The sequence below is a fragment of the Psychromonas sp. CNPT3 genome, assembly GCF_000153405.2.
Classification (GTDB): domain Bacteria; phylum Pseudomonadota; class Gammaproteobacteria; order Enterobacterales; family Psychromonadaceae; genus Psychromonas.
On record NC_020802.1, the window covers coordinates 2,687,736 to 2,706,546 of the forward strand.

Below are 18,811 nucleotides of genomic sequence, written 5' to 3' on the forward strand. Positions count from 1 at the left end.
CACAGATTGTTTGATTAAATTGTTAAAGAGCGTGCCTTTCGGCAGGTGCGTATAATACGTCACCAGTGAGATTTGTCAACGTTTTAATTTAAGTTAATAATCAAATCATTGTCTCACCAAACACCGCGGTAACTCGCGTTACTTGCTGTGTCTGTGGGGTCGCATTATAGAGATCTAAGTCACATTGGCAAGCGTTTTATTAGGTTATTTATAAACAAACAAACAACTGCTCACTTAGTATACATAAATTGGGTTTTCCGTTTAATTATTCAACAATTTATTAACGAAACGGATGATTTAAGTCTTTATCTCTCATTAGTAATGACTTTAACTGTAGATGCTAATAACAGATAAAACATCTACTCTTTTATTGCGCGTCAAACTCTGACTGCATTAACTCTATTTTCTCTTGTGCATCCATCCAAAGCATCTCTGCATCTTCAAGCTTTTCTTTTAGTTCGCCCTGCTCTTTCAAAAAAGCCGTTAACTGCTTCTTCTGTGCACTTTCATAAAGAGTACTATCTACCAGCGCGCTTTCTATTTCGGTTAAGCGTTGCGTAAATATGTCCATTTCATTTTCAGCGGTCTGTAATTGCTTTTTATACGGTGTCAGCTTTTTACGAAAAACAGCATCTAAACGTTTTTGATCTTTACGACTGACATTATCAACCGCAACTTTCTTTTGGCTATTGTGTGCTTGCTTTTGTATACGCTGTTGCTCTGACAACCATTTATGATAATCATCTAAGTCGCCAGTAAAAGGCTCTACTTTTTTGTTGTCGACTAAATATAGTTCATCCGTGGTGGTTCGCAATAAATGTCTATCATGAGAAACGACGACCATCGCACCCGAAAATTCTTGCAAGGCCATCGTTAATGCATGACGCATATCCAAATCTAAATGGTTGGTGGGTTCATCAAGTAAAAGCAGGTTGGGTTTTTGCCACACTAATAGCGCTAAAACAAGACGTGCTTTTTCGCCACCCGAAAAAGGAGCGACTTTATCTAACGCTTTATCTCCTTGAAAACCAAAGCTACCTAAAAAGTTACGCAAGGCTAGCTCTTTTTCTCCCGGTGCAAGGCGCGCTAAATGCTGTAAAGGCGTTTCATCTAAACGTAGAAATTCTAGCTGATGTTGGGCAAAATATCCGATTTTAGCATTTGGATTTATTTCTAACTTCCCAGATACTGGCTGTAACTCATTTGCCAATAGCTTTATTAAGGTAGATTTACCTGCGCCATTACGACCAAGTAAACCAATACGACTCCCAGGGACTAAATTTAATTTAATTTTATCTAAAATTAAAACATCATCATAACCCGCACTGACTTTTTCTAACGTGAGTAACGGCATCGGTAATGAGTCTGGCTCTCTAAATGAAAAGCTAAATTGATTATCAACCTGCGCCGGTAGTAGTTGCTCCATTTTTTCTAATGCTTTTATACGGCTTTGTGCTTGTTTTGCTTTACTTGCTTTGTAGCGAAAACGATCGATATAACTTTGCATGTGTTGTTTTTGCGTTTCTTGCTTTTCATATGAAGCTTGTTGTTGTGCTAACTTCTCAGCTCGCTGACGCTCAAAGCTTGTATAGTTGCCCGTATATTCATGAAACTTATATTGCTCTATATGGATAATTTTATCGACAATACAATCAATGAAATCGCGATCATGCGAAATAAGGATCAACGTACCTGGATATTGACGTAACCATTTTTCAAGCCAGATCACCGCATCTAAGTCTAAATGGTTGGTGGGCTCATCAAGTAATAATAAGTCAGAGGGACACAGAAGGGCTTGGGCTAAATTTAAACGCATTCGCCAACCACCTGAAAAATCACTCACATTTCGTTGTTGCGATTCATCTGAAAATCCGAGCCCCGCTAGTAGCTCGGCTGCTCGCGACTCTATCGTATAACCACCGGCATTATCTAATAAACCATGTAATTCAGCTATTTTAGTACCCGCATTTTCAGACTCAGCTTTTGTGAGCTCTCGTTGCAGGCGACGAAACTCATGATCACCATCAATTACATACTGTAATGCATTGCTGTCTAACGCAGGGGTTTCTTGCGCCACAGTGGCGAGTCGCCACTTCGCAGGAATACTTAAATCACCGCCATCTACTTGTGTTTCTTGTTTTAATAAAGTAAAAAAACTCGATTTACCACAACCATTCGCGCCGACAAGGCCGACTTTTTGGCGTGGATTAATCGTTGCACTCGCTCCCGACAGTAAAGGTTTACCACCACGCATAAATTCAATATTAGTTGCAACAATCATAACTTCAGTTTCTCTACTATTATTAAGGATAAAAAAATACAGGGATAATAACGCAAAATAACACGATAACCACTGAAAATAGTGAATGATTTCGTTACCATCTGAATGTATTCCCTCTATTTAGAGAATAAAATGACTTTATCTAAAAACAAGAAACGCTTTATCGCAGGCGCACACTGCCCCAAGTGTAATGCACTTGACACAGTTGCGTTGACACTAGAAAATGCAGTTGAAACGTTGACCTGTGTGTCATGCGCTTTTACACAAACACAAACCCCAAAACAAGCAACTGCCGCAACGCGTCAATTTGAACAGCTAATTGGTGTCTTTGATGCAACAGATTAAAGTGAGAAAAACAAATGAAAATTAAAAAAGATTTAGTGGTATCAATCCATTTTGGTGTCGCTGAAGTCGACGGTAGTTCACTCGATAGCACTGAAAATGGTTCACCTCTTGATTTTATTCAAGGTGCCGGTTACCTTGTTTCAGGTTTAGAGCGCGAACTAGAAGGTAAAATGGTCGGTGATAAATTTGACGTAAAACTTGACGCTAAAGACGCTTATGGTGAATTCCAAGAAGCATTAGTGCAACAGGTACCACGTGATTTATTTGCAGGTGTAGATAACATCGAAGTGGGCATGTCTTTCCAAGCAGATACAGATCAAGGTCAACGCACAGTAGAAGTCACTGCTGTAGATGATGAAATGATCAGTATTGATGCAAACCATCCTCTAGCCGGTATGTCTTTACAGTTTGTAGGTGAAATTGTTGCTATTCGCGAGGCAACAGAAGAAGAACTTGCGCACGGACACATTCATCAAGCAGGCTCAAGTTGCTCTGGCCATGATCATGGACATAAAGAAGATCATAAGTGTTGTGGTGGAGATAGCAGCAAGCATTCTGAAGGTGAACATTGTTGTTCTGATGATCATGCTAAAAAAGAAGAAAAAGAAGAAGAACCGCATGGCTGTTGTGGTCAATGCCACTAATCGCTAAATAAATGAAGATTGCATCTACATGATGCAATCTTATACTGCATACTCAACAGACGCCGAGGCATAAGGACTCACTGCATTTTTATAATGAGCGAGTATCACTGATCGCACTTGCTTAAAATCATACTTATCATCTAAGCGCTTGTCACCTTTTTCAAATTCTGTTAATTCTTCTCTGCTCGCAAAAAAAAGAGATCGTCTTTTCTGTGCATTTTGCTGTTCCGAGCTAAATTGTTGCGTATCGCGTTGTGTATTTTGATCTTGTACGATCGTATGTTTTGAGGGGGTTAACTGCGCCTTTTCTTGTTCATCACGCAATTTAGTATATGACGATATTATCTCTGTTTTCGGTATGATCGGACGTATTGCATTTTCATGCTGCAGAGCTTCTGTTGCCGGATGAAAGGGAATGGCAACAGCCGTCGGCAATAGCGCATTAATATTCGCCATTGTGATCTATGCACTAGTATCGATTAATGTTCCCAACATTTCATCCGCTGTGCGGATAACATTCACCGATGCCTTCGCTTGAAATTCTGCCACTTTTAAATTGACTAATTCAGTCGTTAAAGAGACAGGCGTCCGAGGTTCCTGTGAAGATGAAGCCTCTACAGGTAACTGATCTACATTTTTGCTTTTTTCGGCACTACCCGATTGAGCGATCCGAGAGCTTGCATTATTAAGCTGAACAGACGCATCTTGAAAACCAGATAGACCCGAAGAAGAAGCGGAACGAACATCCATAATGAGTTCCTTACTTAATGAAATATAATGATAGAGCCTAGCTCTCTACGAAAACAAAACTTCTGTATAAATTTTAGACGATCAAAACATTTTTATCAAGTGACAAAAGCGATCTCTTTCGCTAATAAAAGGAGCATGCGCAGATTGTTCAAAAACAACTTGCTGACTATGCTTTAATATTGCCTGCATTTGCAAACGCCCCTGCTCGGGTATGAGTGCATCATAAGCCCCAAATATCGATAAGCATGGCTGTTTAATAGTAGCAAAGCATTCTATCAAATCAGTGTGTTGTAATAAATCAAGCCCAGAAAGCAACGCCTCATCTGAAGCAATAAATGAATTTTGTAATGATTTTTTTATTACCACAATATCTTTTTTTGAAGAAATTGGTCCTTGTGCTTGTAAACTAATAAAGCGCTTTAATGTTTTATTTTTATCTGTTTTTAAATTTTCCTTAAAATTTTCAAAAACGGCACCCTCAACACCATAAAGGGGATCTTCGCTCACAAATTTTAATGCACTACACACCTGAATTAATTTTCTCACTTTATGTGGATAAGCATAACTTGCATAGGTCGCCAATAAACCGCCCAATGACCATCCACACCAAATCGCATGATCGGGTAATACTTCGATGATGGCCTCGAGCATAGACGTTAATGTATAAGTTGATAATTCAGAGCTTTTTCCAAAGCCGGGAAGATCAATGCAATACACTCTAAAATATTGGGCGAGAGATGTCTCGACACCTTGCCATATAGCACTATTGGTTCCCCAACCATGTAATAAAACCAGATCCTCACCCACACCAGAAATACGACACGCCACCACTTTTTCTATACTCACAAAAATTCACTTTAATGATTAATCTTATTACAGATTATACTCAACCTTATACGAAGTGATATTATTATCCCCATAAAATATTGAGCGCCTATGTATATCAAGACATTGAGTTCGAGGCTTCAACAATTAAGTGCGTATCTTTTACCTGCACAATGTTTATTGTGCCGTCTGCCGAGTCAAGGCTCGCTACTTTGCATGTATTGCCAAAAGTCTTTACTCAAGCAGCGCCCCCATTGTTTACACTGCGCACTACCTTTGATCCACGATGAGGCTTATTGCAGTCAATGTATGCACAATGTCGATGCCTTCACTCAAATTTATGCGCTTGATGATTATATAAAACCGTATCCCGCATTAATAAAAAATTTTAAATATAAGAAACAGCTATTAAATGGACAATTACTTGCACAATTATTAAGTTTATCGATACAACAAAACATACCGGCAGATCAGATCTCCCAAGTGGATTATTTGATCCCAGTACCATTACACTGCAAACGCTTACGCCAACGTGGTTTCAATCAAGCACAGCTATTAGCAGATGTGCTTGCAAAAAACTTAAGCATTCCTATTTTAAATCAAGCAGTACAACGCATTAAAAACACTTGCGCACAAGAAGGGCTTAATAAACAAAAAAGGAAAAAAAACCTTAAAGGTGCTTTTACATTACAAAAAGAACAACAAGCCTCATTAAAAGACGCTTACGTTGTGATCATTGATGATGTTGTTAGCTCCGGAGCCACAGTAAACAGTTTATGCACTATCCTTTTACAAGGAGGTGCACGGCGCGTAGACATCTGGGCTATTTGCAGAACCTCTCGACAGCCTAAACAGATAATATCCCCATAAAACTTTACGGTGCAAAACGAGAAAACCAAATTGGATTCGCTTTTCAGCGTAAAATTGAAAAAGAGAGAACCTACATCGATGTTTTATAAGAATCATATTAAAAATACAGAAGAGGTCCCTTCGCATGCTTTTTGGCGAGTCTGTAAAGCATCGTAGATAACATGGCTATATAAGCATCACTTTTGAATGACTAAAATACCGATAAAAGGCGTCCTCTTTTGCATCTTAAAGTTGCATAGGTATAATGCCTGAGTAAATGACTCAAGATTAAGGGTAAAATAATGATAGAAATCACTCCGGTTGCACAAACACACTTTAAAAATTTACTAGCACCTCAAAATGAAGGGACTTGTATTCGCGTTTTTGTGATCAACCCAGGTACGCCAAAAGCAGAATGTGGCGTTTCATACTGCCCAGTTGAAGCCGTTGAAAGCAGTGACACTCGCTTACACTTTGATGGCTTTGACGCCTTAGTAGATGAGATAAGCGTACCCTTTTTAGAAGATGCTTTTATCGATCTCGTAGAAGAAGACACAGGTACACAACTGACTTTAAAAGCACCTAACGCTAAAATGCGTAAAGTTAAAGATGATGCCCCATTACAAGAGCGTGTTGAATACGTTATCCAAGTACAAATTAATCCACAACTTGCCAGTCATGGCGGTTTTATCAAATTAATTGAATTAACGGAAGATAAAGTCGCCGTGATTGAATTTGGAGGCGGTTGTAATGGTTGCTCTCAAGTCGACCTCACTTTAAAAGATGGTATCGAAAAAGAATTACTAGAAGAATTTTCGGGTGAACTTAATGCAGTAAGAGATATTACTGAACATCAAAGTGGAGATCATTCTTTTTATAAATAATAATTCATAGTAAACAGATCGGTATCCTTTAGGCATACCCATTGGGTACTGACAAGCAAATTAGTGCAAAAACAGACTGATTTTGAATTATTTTGTTGTTTTTGTGCTATACCTCAAAATAATGCGAGCATTTTATAATCAAATCGAGTAGAATGCGCCTCCCTCGTAACGAGTTCCTAATGAACTGTTACGATACATTCAGATTAAACCTACTACGCAGTAATGGATCACAATTCACATGCGCGAAATATTGAATAGCTCAACTTCGGTTGAAACTATTGAGGTGATGTAGGTATAGGCTGAGTTTAGTGCGTTTATGCACCGCTAAAACGCAGAATTTACACGAAATCATGAGGCCTCGATGTCAGAGTCAAATATAACACAAAACGAAATAACTTTTAATGAACTTAATCTTCCTGAAGCACTACTTAAAGTAGTTTCAGAGATGGGTTATGAAACACCTTCACCAATTCAAGCTCAATGTATTCCTCACCTATTAAATGGTAAAGATGTACTCGGCTTAGCACAAACAGGTACGGGTAAAACCGCAGCCTTTGCATTACCACTACTTGCAAATATCGATCTTTCTTTGAAGGCGCCACAAGTATTAGTATTGGCACCTACACGTGAACTTGCTATTCAAGTAGCAGAAGCATTCCAAACCTATTCTCGCCATTTAGCAGGTTTTCATGTAATGCCTATTTATGGTGGTCAAAGCTACAACATTCAATTTGGTCAATTACGTCGTGGACCACAAGTTGTTGTCGGTACGCCTGGTCGTATTATGGATCATCTAAAACGTAAAACGTTAGATTTATCTAACCTTACTACACTTGTTTTAGATGAAGCTGATGAGATGCTACGCATGGGCTTTATTGATGATGTTGAAACCATCATGAAAGATATGCCTGCAAAACATCAAACAGCACTTTTCTCTGCAACAATGCCGGATCAAATTAAACGTATTACTAAGCGTTACATGAATGATCCTATTGAAGTAAAGATTAAAGCTAAAACATCAACTGTTGAAAATATCGAGCAAAAATGTTGGATCGTACGTGGCGTTAATAAATTAGACGCATTAACACGTATGCTTGAAACTGAAGAGTTTGATGGCGTGATCATCTTTGCACGTACTAAAACGGCAACGGTAGAATTAGCGGAACGTTTAGAAGCTCGTGGCTACCGTAGCGCAGCGCTAAACGGCGATATGAATCAACAAACACGTGAACGTACTATTGCACGTTTAAAATCAGGTGGCCTAGATATTCTAGTAGCAACTGATGTTGCGGCTCGTGGTCTTGATGTTGAACGTATCAGTTTGGTCGTTAACTACGATATCCCAACAGATACTGAATCTTATGTTCACCGTATTGGTCGTACTGGCCGTGCTGGACGTAAAGGTAAAGCGATTTTATTTGCAGCGCCTCGTGAGCGTCGTTTATTAAAAGCGATTGAACGTGCTACGCGTCAAGAAATCACTATTATGGAACTACCAACACGTGATGAAGTAACACAAACACGTATTGAAAACTTCCAAAAACAAGTATTCGATATTTGTGAAAGCGAAGATTTAACTTTCTTCCGCAACTTATATGCACAAATGGAAAAAAATACAGAGCTTGATGAACTTGATCTTGTTTCTGCATTATTGCTCATGGCGCAAAAAGAAAAACCTTTACAGCCTGTTGAAGAAAAATTTGTAGAGCCTCGCACTCATGAACGTAGCTTTGATCGTGAAAGCCGTGGACGTGGACGTGATCGCGGAGATCGCAACAGCCGTGGTGATCGTAATGATCGTGGTCCTCGTGGTGAGCGCAGTGAACGCGGTGGTGATAAGCCTCGTGGTCGCGGACGTCCTACCGATGTTGAACTAGAAACATATCGTTTAGATGTGGGTCGTTCACATGGTGTGCAAGTTAAAAATATTGTTGGCGCAATTGCTAACGAAGCCGATATTAACAGCCGTTTTATTGGTGATATTAAATTAAATGACGAATACTCAACGATTGAGTTGCCTAAAGGTATGCCTGAAGCAACATTAAAACATCTTGAAAGTGTTTATGTTTGTAAACGTCAATTAAAACTTAGAAAAGAATAATTCTTTTTTCTAAGTAAATAAAAAGGGCACTTTCTAAGTGCCCTTTTTTTATGTCTCATTTTCGATTTTTAAAATATTTGAAGAACGCCCTTATTTCTTCTTAACAGGACGAACCCAATTATTAATATTGCGTTGTTTACTGCGTGATATCGCAAGTGCATTTTCAGGTACATCACTCACCACCGTCGTGCCTGCCCCTGTAGTCGCACCATTACCAATGCTCAGAGGTGCAATTAACTGACAATCACTACCAATGAAAACATCATCACCAATATGTGTTTGGAATTTATTAGCACCATCATAATTACACGTAATAACCCCCGCGCCCACATTTACATTACTGCCTACAATGCTGTCCCCTAAATAGGTTAAATGCCCACATTTTGTGCCATCACCTAATGTTGATTTTTTTATTTCAACAAAATTACCAATATGAACGTTCTTTTTCAATACCGTACCAGGACGAATACGCGCAAACGGACCTATCGTAGATGCGTCTCCAATCTGACTATCTTCAATAATAGAGTTCGCACTGATCTCAACGTTATCTGCAATATGGCAGTTAATTAAAATACAGTTTGCACCGATGCTAACACCATCACCTAGCGTGACTTTTCCTTTGATAATGACGTTAATATCAATATCAACATCTTGCCCACAAGAGAGCTCTCCACGTAAATCAAAACGCGCAGGATCGCGTAACATAACACCACTCAATAATAGCTGCTCCGCAACATTACGTTGATAAGCGCGCTCTAAATTTGCAAGTTGTAAACGGTTATTAACGCCCTCAACTTCAAAGGCATGACTTGGGTGCACGGCATTGATCATGGCACCTTGTTGATGTGCCATTGCGATAATGTCGGTAATATAAAACTCGCCCGCTGCATTATCATTGCTTAACAGCGGTAGCCAACGACGTAAATCTGAAGCATCTGCAACTAAAATTCCGGTATTAACCTCATTAATCTTTAATTGCTCTTTAGAGGCGTCTTTTTGCTCGACAATACCGATGATATCGCCCTGCTTACGCTCTATGCGTCCATAGCCAGTGGGATCATCTAAATAATTAGTTAATAATGCGATGCCACCTTCAGGCTGGGCAGCTATTAATTTTTGTAATGTCTTAGCAGAGAGCAAAGGTACATCGCCATAAACCATCAAGATTTTTTCATCTTCTTGAAAGTGTGGCATTGCAATTTGCATCGCATGGCCAGTTCCTAATTGTTCAGTTTGCTCAATCCAATGTAAATTAGATGCGCTAATGGCAGTTTTCATTTGCTCGCCTCCATGACCATAGATCAAATGGATATGAGTCGCGCCAACTTCTTTAACCGTATCGATGACATGCTGCACCATCGGTTTATCAGCAATTTTATGGAGTACTTTAGGTAAACGAGAGCACATACGCGTACCTTTACCGGCGGCAAGAATAACAACACTAAGAGACATATTAACAACCTCAAAAAAGAAAACAGAGAAGACAAAGGCCTATTTTAACGGACTTTTAAGTAAGAGCGATAATAAAGTTTAATTTTACTGTCGAAAAACACGATTTTTCTGCATAATCTTGACCTCTCGCTAGCGAAAAAGGTCTCTTTCAATGAAACAAAAAATATTACAAGAAATGCACGTGCAAGCTGTTATCGATATTGATATCGAAATTAAGCAACGTATTGCCTTTATCAAAACAAAATTACAACAAGCGCGTAGTCATACCCTTGTCTTAGGCATCAGTGGTGGCGTCGATTCAAGCTGTGCAGGGCGACTTTGCCAAATAGCTATCAACGAACTTAATAATGAAAACACCACAAATGCTTATCAATTTATAGCAGTACGCTTGCCCTATGCAGAGCAAAAAGATGAACATGAGGCGCAACTTGCCCTAAAATTTATTTGCCCTACGCATAACCTCACCGTAAATGTACAAAGTGGCACAGATGCTATCCACCAAGAAACATTGCAAAGTTTACAACAGACTAACCTTGATATAAATGGCGTTAATTTAGATTTTGTTAAAGGTAATGTAAAAGCGCGAATGCGCATGATAGCCCAATATGAAATTGCAGGATTAACGGGGGGATTAGTAGTGGGCACTGATCATAGCGCTGAAAACATTACCGGTTTTTATACTAAGCATGGTGATGGTGCTTGCGATCTTGCACCTTTATTTGGCTTAAACAAACGCCAGGTTCGATCGCTTGCTAAAACACTGGGGGCTCCCAAAATATTAGTCGAAAAGGCGCCAACAGCAGACTTAGAAGAACAAAAACCATTACTTGAAGATGAAGTCGCATTAGGAATGACTTATCAACAAATTGATGATTTTTTAGAAGGTAAAAAAGTCCCTCAAGATATTGAAGATAAACTCATAAAATTATACCTTGCGACTGAGCACAAACGCCAAAGTATCCCAACGCTGTATAATTAATTACAGCAAAAGACTAGCCAGAGTAAACGAGTTAATGCTAAATTGAAAAGCTTCGCCCTTTTCTCTAGGGCTTTATGAGCCTATTAATCGAATGATAAACGCCCATAAAGAACGCTGAAAAAGAGTGCCGTTAATTTGATAAGCTAACAATAAAGGATTAAAAATGATGAAAAAAGTAGGATTAATTGGTTGGCGAGGCATGGTTGGCTCAGTATTAATGCAGCGCATGTCAGCAGAAAATGATTTTTCAACCATGGAGCCTGTTTTTTTCAGCACCTCTCAAACAGGCCTTAAGGCCCCGAACCATGGCCAAAAAGAAATCCAGCTACAAGATGCTTATGCACTGCAGAGTTTGTCTAAAATGGATATTATTGTAACCTGCCAAGGTGGAGAATATACCGATGAGATCTACCCTAAATTACGCGCTCAAGGATGGAGCGGATATTGGATAGATGCAGCATCTACACTGCGCATGCGCGATGATGCCTTAATCGTTTTAGATCCTATCAATAACCAAAGCATACAAGAAGGCCTACAAAACGGCATCAAAACGTATGTTGGTGGGAATTGCACCGTCTCATTATTACTGATGGCATTAGGTGGCTTATTTGCCAAAGATCTTATTGAATGGGTTGCACCACAAACGTATCAAGCGGCATCCGGTGCGGGTGCAAAAAATATGCGTGAATTAATTGCACAAATGGGCTCTATTGAGCAATGTGTATCCCAGCAACTCAGCGATCCTGCCTCTGCCATTTTAGAGATAGATAGAAAAGTCACCGAGCATTTACGTAGCGATCAATTACCTACCCAGCAATTTGGTAGCCCACTTGCAGGTAGCTTGATCCCTTGGATCGATGCAGAAATGCCCTCAGGTCAAAGTAAAGAAGAGTGGAAAGCACAAGTTGAAGCGAATAAAATTTTAGGTAAAAATAAAGAGATTATTCCGATTGATGGTTTATGCATACGTATTGGTGCAATGCGTTGTCATAGCCAAGCTATCACCATGAAACTAAAAAAAGATATCAACATCTTAGAGATTGAAAAAATACTCGCCGATCATAATGAGTGGGTGAAGGTTATTCCCAATACACGAGAAGCTTCTATTGCAGAGCTGTCTCCTGCGGCGGTAAGTGGCACGTTAAACATTGCAGTTGGGCGGATAAGAAAATTAAGCATGGGCGCACAATACGTTAGTGCATTTACCGTGGGCGACCAGTTATTATGGGGAGCCGCAGAGCCACTACGACGTATGCTTAATATTTTATTAGTAAAATAGTATAAACGTATTAGATTAAAAAAGGCGCTTTAAAAGCGCCTTTTTATTATGTGATATGCAGCAGTTCTGCACTTAAGACATATTATCTTTCACCGGTTTTAGCACGAGCGAGTAAATCAATCGCGGCTTCTTTAACACCTTTACCTTGATAGAGAACATAATAAATCTGCTCACAAATTGGCATTTCAATATTTAACTTGTTAGCAAGATTATACACTTCTTCAGTGTTTCGATAACCTTCGACTACTTGCCCTATCTCTTCTTGCGCCTCATCAATCCCTTTACCTTGCCCTAGCGCTAAGCCAAAGCGACGGTTTCTCGATTGATTATCGGTACATGTTAAGACCAAATCACCTAAACCTGCCATCCCCATAAACGAAGACTCTTGCGCGCCAAGTGCAACCCCTAAACGCGTTAACTCAACTAAACCACGCGTTATCAAAGCAGTACGCGCATTTGCGCCAAAACCAAGACCATCGGCAAGACCCGCACCAATGGCAATCACGTTTTTAACTGCGCCACCGAGTTGCACCGCAATAAAATCATCCGAGACATAAGCTCTAAAATTACTTTTATTATGCAATAAGTCTGCAATATCTTGTGTAAATTGAGTTTGCGTCCCTGCGACTGCCACCGCGGTCGGTAAACCTTTTGCCACTTCAAGCGCAAAAGTAGGCCCAGATACCACAGCTAAAGGATGCGCATCACCTAACACATCCCTGGCGACTTCTTGTAATAATCGCCCTGTTTTAGCTTCTAAGCCTTTCGTTGCCCAAGCAATACGATGCTGCGCCGTTAAAAACGGTTTGATTTGTTTTAAAACCAAGCCAAACACATGACTAGGAACCACCAATAAAACAGTGGTTGTCGAGGCTAAACACACCTCTAGACTTTCTTCTGCTGTTAATAATTCAGGAAAAGAGATCCCGGCAAGAAAAGCTTTATTTTCTCTGTCTTCTTGCAAACGCTGTATATGATCTGCTTCATGTCCCCAAAGCAATGTGGAATGTCCATTTCTAGCCAAACATACAGCAAGGGCTGTGCCGTACGAGCCAGCACCTAATACTGTAATGGCTTTTTGATCTGCCATTTAATACCTACTTATTAAGAGTCTAATTTAGTACTTTCTGCAGATTCAACTTCTGCTTGTTTTTGAGCAATTGCATTTTGAAATAACACATCAAAATTAACAGGTGCTAAATTCAATTGTGGGAATGTACCACGTGTAACAAGGCTTGCGATTGTCTCACGTGCATATGGGAATAAAATGTTAGGACAAAAAGCATTTAAACAATGCGCCATTTGTGCGCCTTCTAAATTACCGACAGTGAAAATACCCGCTTGTTGTACTTCACACAAAAATGCCACATCTTCACCGATTTTTGCCGTTGCTGTTAGCGTTAACACGACTTCATAAACGTTATCTTCTAATTTTACGTTTTTAGTATCAATATCCATTGAAACTTCAGGTACCCATTCCTTTTTAAACACAGCTGGAGAATTTGGACATTCAAAAGAAATATCTTTGACATAGACACGTTGGATATTAAATTCAATTTGTTCTGCTTGTTGCTCTGACATGTTCATCCCTTATTTATTTTAATTATTAAATTTTATATGCTCAATTACTGATACACGGCGCCTAAGCATTTCGCTTCCTTGTGATGCAGAATGCTTGGCTGAAAAGCCTTTATGATGCGTTTAAAAGCGCATCTAATTTTGCTTCATGCTCTAAAGCATAAAGCTCATCACAACCACCAATAGGCTGTGCATTTATTAAGATTTGAGGCACTGTATGTCCACCCGTTAGCGCTTGCATTTTTGCACGCTCAGTGGGATCAGAAACATCGATTTGCGTATATTGCACTTTTTTATTATCTAATAAACGTAATGCGCGAATACAATATGGACACCAAGGCGTCGTATATATAGTTACTGCTACCATTATTTTCTGATCACAGGTAGGTTTTCAGAAACCCAACCGCTCATGCCTTCGTCAAGATTATTAACATTAGTAAAGCCTGCTTTTGCGAGTTTAATCGCGCTAGCTTTTGAGCGTAGTCCTGAATCACACACTACAATAATAGGCGTTTGTTTGTGACTTTCTATCATGCTTAATTTTCCGTCATCAATCTGTGACTGAGTTATATTTTTTGCATGTACAATATGGCCTTTTTTATAATCGGCAGGCTCACGAACATCGACAACAATCGCATTTTCTTTATTAATTAAAAGCGTCGCATCTTGTCTATCTATATTTTTAAAACCACTAAATTTTTCTTTAAAAACGTGGTGTAAGAACATGCCAGCAATAGCCAACCAAGCAACAGATAACATCATATTACGTGAAAAAAAGTCTATATATTCTTGCATAGTAAAGTTCATCTCTATAAGTAAAAAACAATTTGGAGGTTAGTATACCCATGATACTTCAAGATGCAAAATCAACAAGCCAAATTGGAGTTAGCTTCTCTATATAAGATTGAAACAGTGAGGCCTTTATAATAACCAAGATACCTTTATCAATGATACGAATGCGTGCTTTATTAAAAGTTTTAAAGTACCAGACAGATAAACATGGCCCAATAAAAAGAACGGACAACACATTTTATCTTATCTTCTCTTTATAAATTTTTCATGAATCTAAGTAGATATTGATCTGTACAGTGACAAGCCTCTCAAATGTAGTAAAATCAACCTCATTAATATTTTATTTTTTATCAGAAAGAGGCTTTATATGACGATTGCTAAAAAACCACTTGTATTATTGATCATGGATGGTTGGGGATACCGCCCTGATATGCCTGATAACGCAGTATCAAATGCACGCACTCCGATACTTGACCAATTGTGTAAAGATTATGCAAATACGCATATCTCAGCATCTGGCATAGATGTTGGTTTACCCGATGGACAAATGGGTAATTCTGAAGTGGGCCATACCAATATTGGTGCTGGTCGTACCGTTTACCAAAATTTAACTAAAGTCACTAAATCTATTGCAGATGGTGATTTTTTTGAAAATAACGTTTTGGTTTCAGCAATCAATAAAGCTGTCGAAGCAAATAAAGCCGTTCATATTATGGCGCTTGCATCTCCGGGTGGCGTACATAGCTTTGATGAGCATATTTTAGCTGCTATTGAGTTAGCTGCAAAACGTGGCGCTAAAAAAATATTTGTACATGCATTTTTAGATGGTCGCGATACGCCACCACGTAGTGCAGCGCTGACATTACAAAAGTTTGAAGATAAGTATAAAGAACTTGGCGTTGGCCGCACCGCAACGATCATTGGTCGTTACTATGCATTAGATCGTGATACTCGTTGGGAACGTGTACAAGAAGCTTATGATTTACTGACATTATCAAAAGCAGATTATAAAGCAGAAAGCGCATTAGCGGGCTTAAAAGCAGCTTATACGCGCGATGAAAACGATGAATTCGTTAAAGCGACTGTTATCGGTGAAAACGCGCCAATTGAAGATGGCGATACGCTGTTATTTTTAAACTTCCGAGCTGATCGTGCACGTGAGATCTCATATGCTTTTTGTGATGCTAATTTTAGTGGCTTTGAACGCGCAGCAACACCGAAAATAACTTTCGCAACTCTCACTGAATATGCAAATGATATTGTTGCTCCTGCCGCTTATCCAAGTGAATCATTACAAAATACGTTAGGCGAATGGTTAGCTGATCATAACAAAACACAATTACGTATTTCAGAAACTGAAAAATATGCACACGTTACCTTTTTCTTTAATGGCGGCATTGAAGATGAATTTAAAGGTGAAGATCGTATTTTGATCAAATCTCCTGCTGTTGCAACTTATGATATGCAACCAGAGATGAGCTCTGAAGAGCTTACTGAAAAATTAACCACCGCTATCCGTAGCCAAAAATATGATGTGATCATTTGTAACTATCCAAATGGTGACATGGTAGGCCATACAGGTGTGTACGATGCAGCCGTTAAAGCATGTGAAGCGGTAGACACTTGTGTAGGACAAGTCGTTGCTGCATTAAAAGAGGTTGATGGCGAATGTTTGATAACTGCAGATCATGGTAATGCGGAGCAAATGATTGATCCTAACACTGGTGGAATACATACTGCGCACACTAACTTACCCGTTCCCTTTATTTATGTCGGTCGTGAAGCGACAATGGCAGAAAATGGACGTTTATGTGATATTGCACCTACAATACTTACATTACTGGATCTTGAGATCCCAAGTGAAATGACGGGTAAAACTCTTATTTCATTAAAATAAACGCGACAACACAGTATTTAGTTTTTTTACTCAACTTATTTTGAAAAGTTGTTAAAATTTCTAAATACTGACTTTTTATTGGATAAGTGTATAAAATTAATGATAGATCAATACCCAAAACAGCCTTTCGGAAAAAAAAGACAAGCTTACAAATCTTTGTTTTTATTCTTACTTCTATTGTTCCCTGTTTCCACAAGCTGGGCAAGTAACGATTTATCACGATTACAACAAAAAATAACAAAAACAACACAACAAAGTCTTAAACAAAAACAGCAACAGCAACGTTTAGAAGATCAAGTCGCGAGTGCCGAAAAAAGAACGGCCTCTGCAGCTCTCATCGAGCGAAAAACACAAAAAAAATTAATAAAGAAAAAACGACACTTACGTGATCTACAAAAAAACATCCAGAAATTAGAAAAAGACACGAAGACACAACAAAAACTATTACAAAAACTACTCCTCAGCGCTTATATGAGTGGCCAACATGATTTTATTAAATTATTACTCAATCAAGAAAACATCAGTAAAATTACGCGTGCAAAAACCTATTATCAGTATCTTAATGAAGCCCGCTTAGAGAGTCTTCATACACTACAAAAAACGCAAGAGCAATTAATAGATAACAGAGCGGATGTCACACAATCGCTAAATGATCTTTACGCACTAGATAAACAACAAAAGAAAACAAAAAAGACGCTATTACAACAAAAAAATAAACGACAATTCGCTTTAAATAAATTAAACAAAGACTTAAATTATCAACGTTCACAGCTTGCCAAACTCAATGGCGCAGAAAGAGCACTAAAAACAAAGCTTAAAAAAGAGAAAATAATACGTCAAAAAACACAAGCGCGTATACAAGCTCGCATACAAGCCAACAAAGAAAAAGAGAGAGAAAGGGCTAAAAATAAAAGGAAAAAACAGTTACCGATTGATCAGCTTAAAGGTAAATTAAAATGGCCTATCAAAGGTAAAGTATTAGCCCACTTTGGCAGTAAGCGTAGCGCAAAAATAAGATGGAAAGGGATCCTTATCTCCGCGAATGAGGGCGAAAAAGTCAAAGCGGTTGCCTCTGGAAGGGTTCTTTTTGCGGGTTACTTTAAAGGTTACGGCATGGTAATAGCCCTTGAACATGGTGACGACCACATTACCCTTTATGCGTATAACCAAGCACTGCTCTATAAAACAGGAGAGACCGTTTTTGCGGGTGATAATATTGCATTGGCAGGCCACAGTGGTGGGCAAGAGAGAAATAGTCTTTATTTTGAACTTACTTATAAGGGAAAAGCACAAAATCCTTTAAGATGGCTACAAAAATAAAGACGAACTAAATTGATAATGAGAGCGCAAAGAGAAACACTTTGGCTCTCTGAGATATAGGCGTAAAAAGCGAAATTGAAGCCTATTATATCCATTAACTTACACTCTTTTTTTTGAATAAGCAGAGTCGATGTTGCAACCTTATAAAATCACGATTAAACTAGCAGACGAAAAATGTGATCATCCCAGTGCCCCGTATCCTGAAACATTAATTTTTTACACAATGCATTGTCTAAAAAATACAATCCCAGCTGATTGATGCCTCAAAGGATTTACTCGCGCCAACTAAGATGCCACAAATTTACACTTAAAAAATGTAATGCACACATTCTTAGCTTACCAATAAAGAGTCCATATTATGCGTTTATCCGTTACTTCCGCCTTATTATCTGCGCAATTATTAATTGATCTTGCCAAGATTTATCAACCTTATTTCGACGCAGATAAACTTACCCAACAAGCACTTACGGCGCTCATTGAAAACAAAGATAGTACCTTATATGTGACTCTTTTTAATGAACGTCATTTGGGCGCGGTTGAGGTAAAAGTAGAGGGTAATAAAGCCTGCCTCAGTTTATTAAGCATCAGAGATCTTACTCGCCGTAGAGGGGTAGGTATTAATTTATTACGTGAAGTTGAAAAACATTTAAAAATACAATCAGTACAAGAAGTCGCGTTAACGTTAGAAGACTTTCCGAAACAAGAGCAAGCGGGTGTCGCTCTTTTTCTACAAGCTGCCGGTTATCAGAATATTTCCGATATATATATTAAACAGATCTAAAAAGAAGCAGTTCAATACCAAAGGAACTAAAAAAGTGATCCGTCTTGCTTGTTG

19 protein-coding genes are annotated in these 18,811 nt (G+C 38.8%); 10 read left to right on the forward strand and 9 right to left on the reverse strand.

Going from position 1 to position 18,811, the window contains the following annotated elements:
* Positions 1-367: 367 nt before the first annotated feature.
* The gene (locus PCNPT3_RS11850) at positions 368-2,281 is read right to left on the reverse strand and encodes an ABC transporter ATP-binding protein (RefSeq protein ID WP_015466094.1); all 1,914 of its coding nucleotides are present in this window, start codon (positions 2,279-2,281) and stop codon (positions 368-370) included.
* A gap of 132 nt (positions 2,282-2,413) precedes the next feature.
* On the opposite strand from PCNPT3_RS11850, the gene PCNPT3_RS11855 reads away from it, so the two are divergent.
* Positions 2,414-2,626, forward strand: a complete 213-nt coding sequence (locus tag PCNPT3_RS11855) for a YheV family putative zinc ribbon protein (protein ID WP_015466095.1) — start codon at positions 2,414-2,416, stop codon at positions 2,624-2,626.
* A gap of 14 nt (positions 2,627-2,640) precedes the next feature.
* Positions 2,641-3,270 carry a peptidylprolyl isomerase gene (gene slyD, locus PCNPT3_RS11860; RefSeq protein ID WP_015466096.1) on the forward strand — a complete coding sequence of 210 codons (630 nt, stop codon included), beginning with the start codon at positions 2,641-2,643 and terminating at the stop codon, positions 3,268-3,270.
* Positions 3,271-3,309: 39 nt separating this feature from the next.
* Here the strand turns inward: slyD and PCNPT3_RS11865 are convergent, their stop codons facing one another.
* The 3 genes from PCNPT3_RS11865 to bioH form a co-directional block, all read right to left on the reverse strand.
* Complete coding sequence (locus PCNPT3_RS11865; protein WP_015466097.1) at positions 3,310-3,726, reverse strand: hypothetical protein; 417 nt, start codon at positions 3,724-3,726, stop codon at positions 3,310-3,312.
* Positions 3,727-3,732: 6 nt separating this feature from the next.
* Positions 3,733-4,020, reverse strand: a complete 288-nt coding sequence (locus PCNPT3_RS11870) for a hypothetical protein (protein ID WP_015466098.1) — start codon at positions 4,018-4,020, stop codon at positions 3,733-3,735.
* Positions 4,021-4,101: 81 nt separating this feature from the next.
* Positions 4,102-4,866: a pimeloyl-ACP methyl ester esterase BioH gene (gene bioH, locus PCNPT3_RS11875; protein ID WP_015466099.1), complete on the reverse strand. Its 765-nt coding sequence runs from the start codon at positions 4,864-4,866 to the stop codon at positions 4,102-4,104.
* Positions 4,867-4,956: 90 nt separating this feature from the next.
* Here bioH and PCNPT3_RS11880 point away from each other — a divergent pair, with 90 nt between their 5' ends.
* The 3 genes from PCNPT3_RS11880 (at position 4,957) to PCNPT3_RS11890 (ending at position 8,679) form a co-directional block, all read left to right on the forward strand.
* A complete protein-coding gene (locus PCNPT3_RS11880; protein WP_232207364.1) occupies positions 4,957-5,715 on the forward strand; it encodes a ComF family protein in 759 nt (252 codons plus the stop codon).
* Positions 5,716-5,996: 281 nt separating this feature from the next.
* Positions 5,997-6,578, forward strand: coding sequence for a Fe-S biogenesis protein NfuA (gene nfuA / locus PCNPT3_RS11885; RefSeq protein ID WP_015466101.1), 582 nt, complete (start codon positions 5,997-5,999; stop codon positions 6,576-6,578).
* Positions 6,579-6,939: 361 nt separating this feature from the next.
* A complete protein-coding gene (locus PCNPT3_RS11890; RefSeq protein WP_015466102.1) occupies positions 6,940-8,679 on the forward strand; it encodes a DEAD/DEAH box helicase in 1,740 nt (579 codons plus the stop codon).
* 90 nt (positions 8,680-8,769) lie between these two features.
* Here PCNPT3_RS11890 and glmU read toward each other — a convergent pair whose 3' ends face one another.
* On the reverse strand, positions 8,770-10,131 hold the full coding sequence (gene glmU, locus PCNPT3_RS11895) for a bifunctional UDP-N-acetylglucosamine diphosphorylase/glucosamine-1-phosphate N-acetyltransferase GlmU (protein ID WP_015466103.1): 1,362 nt from the start codon (positions 10,129-10,131) through the stop codon (positions 8,770-8,772).
* A 151-nt stretch (positions 10,132-10,282) separates the two neighbouring features.
* Between glmU and nadE the strand changes: the two genes are divergently transcribed.
* Both nadE and asd read left to right on the forward strand, forming a co-directional pair.
* A complete protein-coding gene (gene nadE, locus PCNPT3_RS11900) occupies positions 10,283-11,110 on the forward strand; it encodes an ammonia-dependent NAD(+) synthetase (protein WP_015466104.1) in 828 nt (275 codons plus the stop codon).
* A 166-nt stretch (positions 11,111-11,276) separates the two neighbouring features.
* Positions 11,277-12,389 (forward strand): aspartate-semialdehyde dehydrogenase, encoded by a 1,113-nt coding sequence (gene asd / locus PCNPT3_RS11905; RefSeq protein ID WP_015466105.1) that lies wholly within the window; start codon positions 11,277-11,279, stop codon positions 12,387-12,389.
* A gap of 82 nt (positions 12,390-12,471) precedes the next feature.
* Here the strand turns inward: asd and gpsA are convergent, their stop codons facing one another.
* The 4 genes from gpsA to PCNPT3_RS11925 all read right to left on the reverse strand — a co-directional run bounded on the left by gpsA (position 12,472) and on the right by PCNPT3_RS11925 (position 14,762).
* Positions 12,472-13,479 carry an NAD(P)H-dependent glycerol-3-phosphate dehydrogenase gene (gpsA, locus tag PCNPT3_RS11910; protein ID WP_015466106.1) on the reverse strand — a complete coding sequence of 336 codons (1,008 nt, stop codon included), beginning with the start codon at positions 13,477-13,479 and terminating at the stop codon, positions 12,472-12,474.
* A gap of 14 nt (positions 13,480-13,493) precedes the next feature.
* Complete coding sequence (gene secB / locus PCNPT3_RS11915; RefSeq protein ID WP_015466107.1) at positions 13,494-13,970, reverse strand: protein-export chaperone SecB; 477 nt, start codon at positions 13,968-13,970, stop codon at positions 13,494-13,496.
* Between the two features lie 109 nt (positions 13,971-14,079).
* The gene (grxC, locus tag PCNPT3_RS11920; protein WP_015466108.1) at positions 14,080-14,334 is read right to left on the reverse strand and encodes a glutaredoxin 3; all 255 of its coding nucleotides are present in this window, start codon (positions 14,332-14,334) and stop codon (positions 14,080-14,082) included.
* Complete coding sequence (locus PCNPT3_RS11925) at positions 14,334-14,762, reverse strand: rhodanese-like domain-containing protein (protein WP_015466109.1); 429 nt, start codon at positions 14,760-14,762, stop codon at positions 14,334-14,336. Before PCNPT3_RS11925 ends, grxC begins: the two co-directional genes overlap by 1 nt.
* 364 nt (positions 14,763-15,126) lie before the next feature.
* Between PCNPT3_RS11925 and gpmM the strand changes: the two genes are divergently transcribed.
* The 3 genes from gpmM (at position 15,127) to panM (ending at position 18,757) form a co-directional block, all read left to right on the forward strand.
* Positions 15,127-16,656, forward strand: a complete 1,530-nt coding sequence (gene gpmM, locus PCNPT3_RS11930; protein WP_015466110.1) for a 2,3-bisphosphoglycerate-independent phosphoglycerate mutase — start codon at positions 15,127-15,129, stop codon at positions 16,654-16,656.
* Positions 16,657-16,755: 99 nt separating this feature from the next.
* Positions 16,756-17,976 (forward strand): murein hydrolase activator EnvC family protein, encoded by a 1,221-nt coding sequence (locus tag PCNPT3_RS11935; RefSeq protein ID WP_015466111.1) that lies wholly within the window; start codon positions 16,756-16,758, stop codon positions 17,974-17,976.
* Positions 17,977-18,334: 358 nt separating this feature from the next.
* A complete protein-coding gene (gene panM / locus PCNPT3_RS11940) occupies positions 18,335-18,757 on the forward strand; it encodes an aspartate 1-decarboxylase autocleavage activator PanM (protein WP_015466112.1) in 423 nt (140 codons plus the stop codon).
* The last annotated feature ends 54 nt before the right edge of the window (positions 18,758-18,811 follow it).

Excerpts from the sequence above, each read along its gene's own strand:
- PCNPT3_RS11850 (WP_015466094.1), bottom strand. The coding sequence starts at position 2,281 with ATGATTGTTGCAACTAATATTGAATTTATGCGTGGTGGTAAACCTTTA.
- PCNPT3_RS11855 (WP_015466095.1), top strand. The coding sequence starts at position 2,414 with ATGACTTTATCTAAAAACAAGAAACGCTTTATCGCAGGCGCACACTGC.
- slyD (WP_015466096.1), top strand. The coding sequence starts at position 2,641 with ATGAAAATTAAAAAAGATTTAGTGGTATCAATCCATTTTGGTGTCGCT.
- PCNPT3_RS11865 (WP_015466097.1), bottom strand. The coding sequence starts at position 3,726 with ATGGCGAATATTAATGCGCTATTGCCGACGGCTGTTGCCATTCCCTTT.
- PCNPT3_RS11870 (WP_015466098.1), bottom strand. The coding sequence starts at position 4,020 with ATGGATGTTCGTTCCGCTTCTTCTTCGGGTCTATCTGGTTTTCAAGAT.
- PCNPT3_RS11880 (WP_232207364.1), top strand. The coding sequence starts at position 4,957 with ATGTATATCAAGACATTGAGTTCGAGGCTTCAACAATTAAGTGCGTAT.
- nfuA (WP_015466101.1), top strand. The coding sequence starts at position 5,997 with ATGATAGAAATCACTCCGGTTGCACAAACACACTTTAAAAATTTACTA.
- PCNPT3_RS11890 (WP_015466102.1), top strand. The coding sequence starts at position 6,940 with ATGTCAGAGTCAAATATAACACAAAACGAAATAACTTTTAATGAACTT.
- glmU (WP_015466103.1), bottom strand. The coding sequence starts at position 10,131 with ATGTCTCTTAGTGTTGTTATTCTTGCCGCCGGTAAAGGTACGCGTATG.
- nadE (WP_015466104.1), top strand. The coding sequence starts at position 10,283 with ATGAAACAAAAAATATTACAAGAAATGCACGTGCAAGCTGTTATCGAT.
- asd (WP_015466105.1), top strand. The coding sequence starts at position 11,277 with ATGAAAAAAGTAGGATTAATTGGTTGGCGAGGCATGGTTGGCTCAGTA.
- gpsA (WP_015466106.1), bottom strand. The coding sequence starts at position 13,479 with ATGGCAGATCAAAAAGCCATTACAGTATTAGGTGCTGGCTCGTACGGC.
- secB (WP_015466107.1), bottom strand. The coding sequence starts at position 13,970 with ATGTCAGAGCAACAAGCAGAACAAATTGAATTTAATATCCAACGTGTC.
- grxC (WP_015466108.1), bottom strand. The coding sequence starts at position 14,334 with ATGGTAGCAGTAACTATATATACGACGCCTTGGTGTCCATATTGTATT.
- PCNPT3_RS11925 (WP_015466109.1), bottom strand. The coding sequence starts at position 14,762 with ATGCAAGAATATATAGACTTTTTTTCACGTAATATGATGTTATCTGTT.
- gpmM (WP_015466110.1), top strand. The coding sequence starts at position 15,127 with ATGACGATTGCTAAAAAACCACTTGTATTATTGATCATGGATGGTTGG.
- PCNPT3_RS11935 (WP_015466111.1), top strand. The coding sequence starts at position 16,756 with ATGATAGATCAATACCCAAAACAGCCTTTCGGAAAAAAAAGACAAGCT.
- panM (WP_015466112.1), top strand. The coding sequence starts at position 18,335 with ATGCGTTTATCCGTTACTTCCGCCTTATTATCTGCGCAATTATTAATT.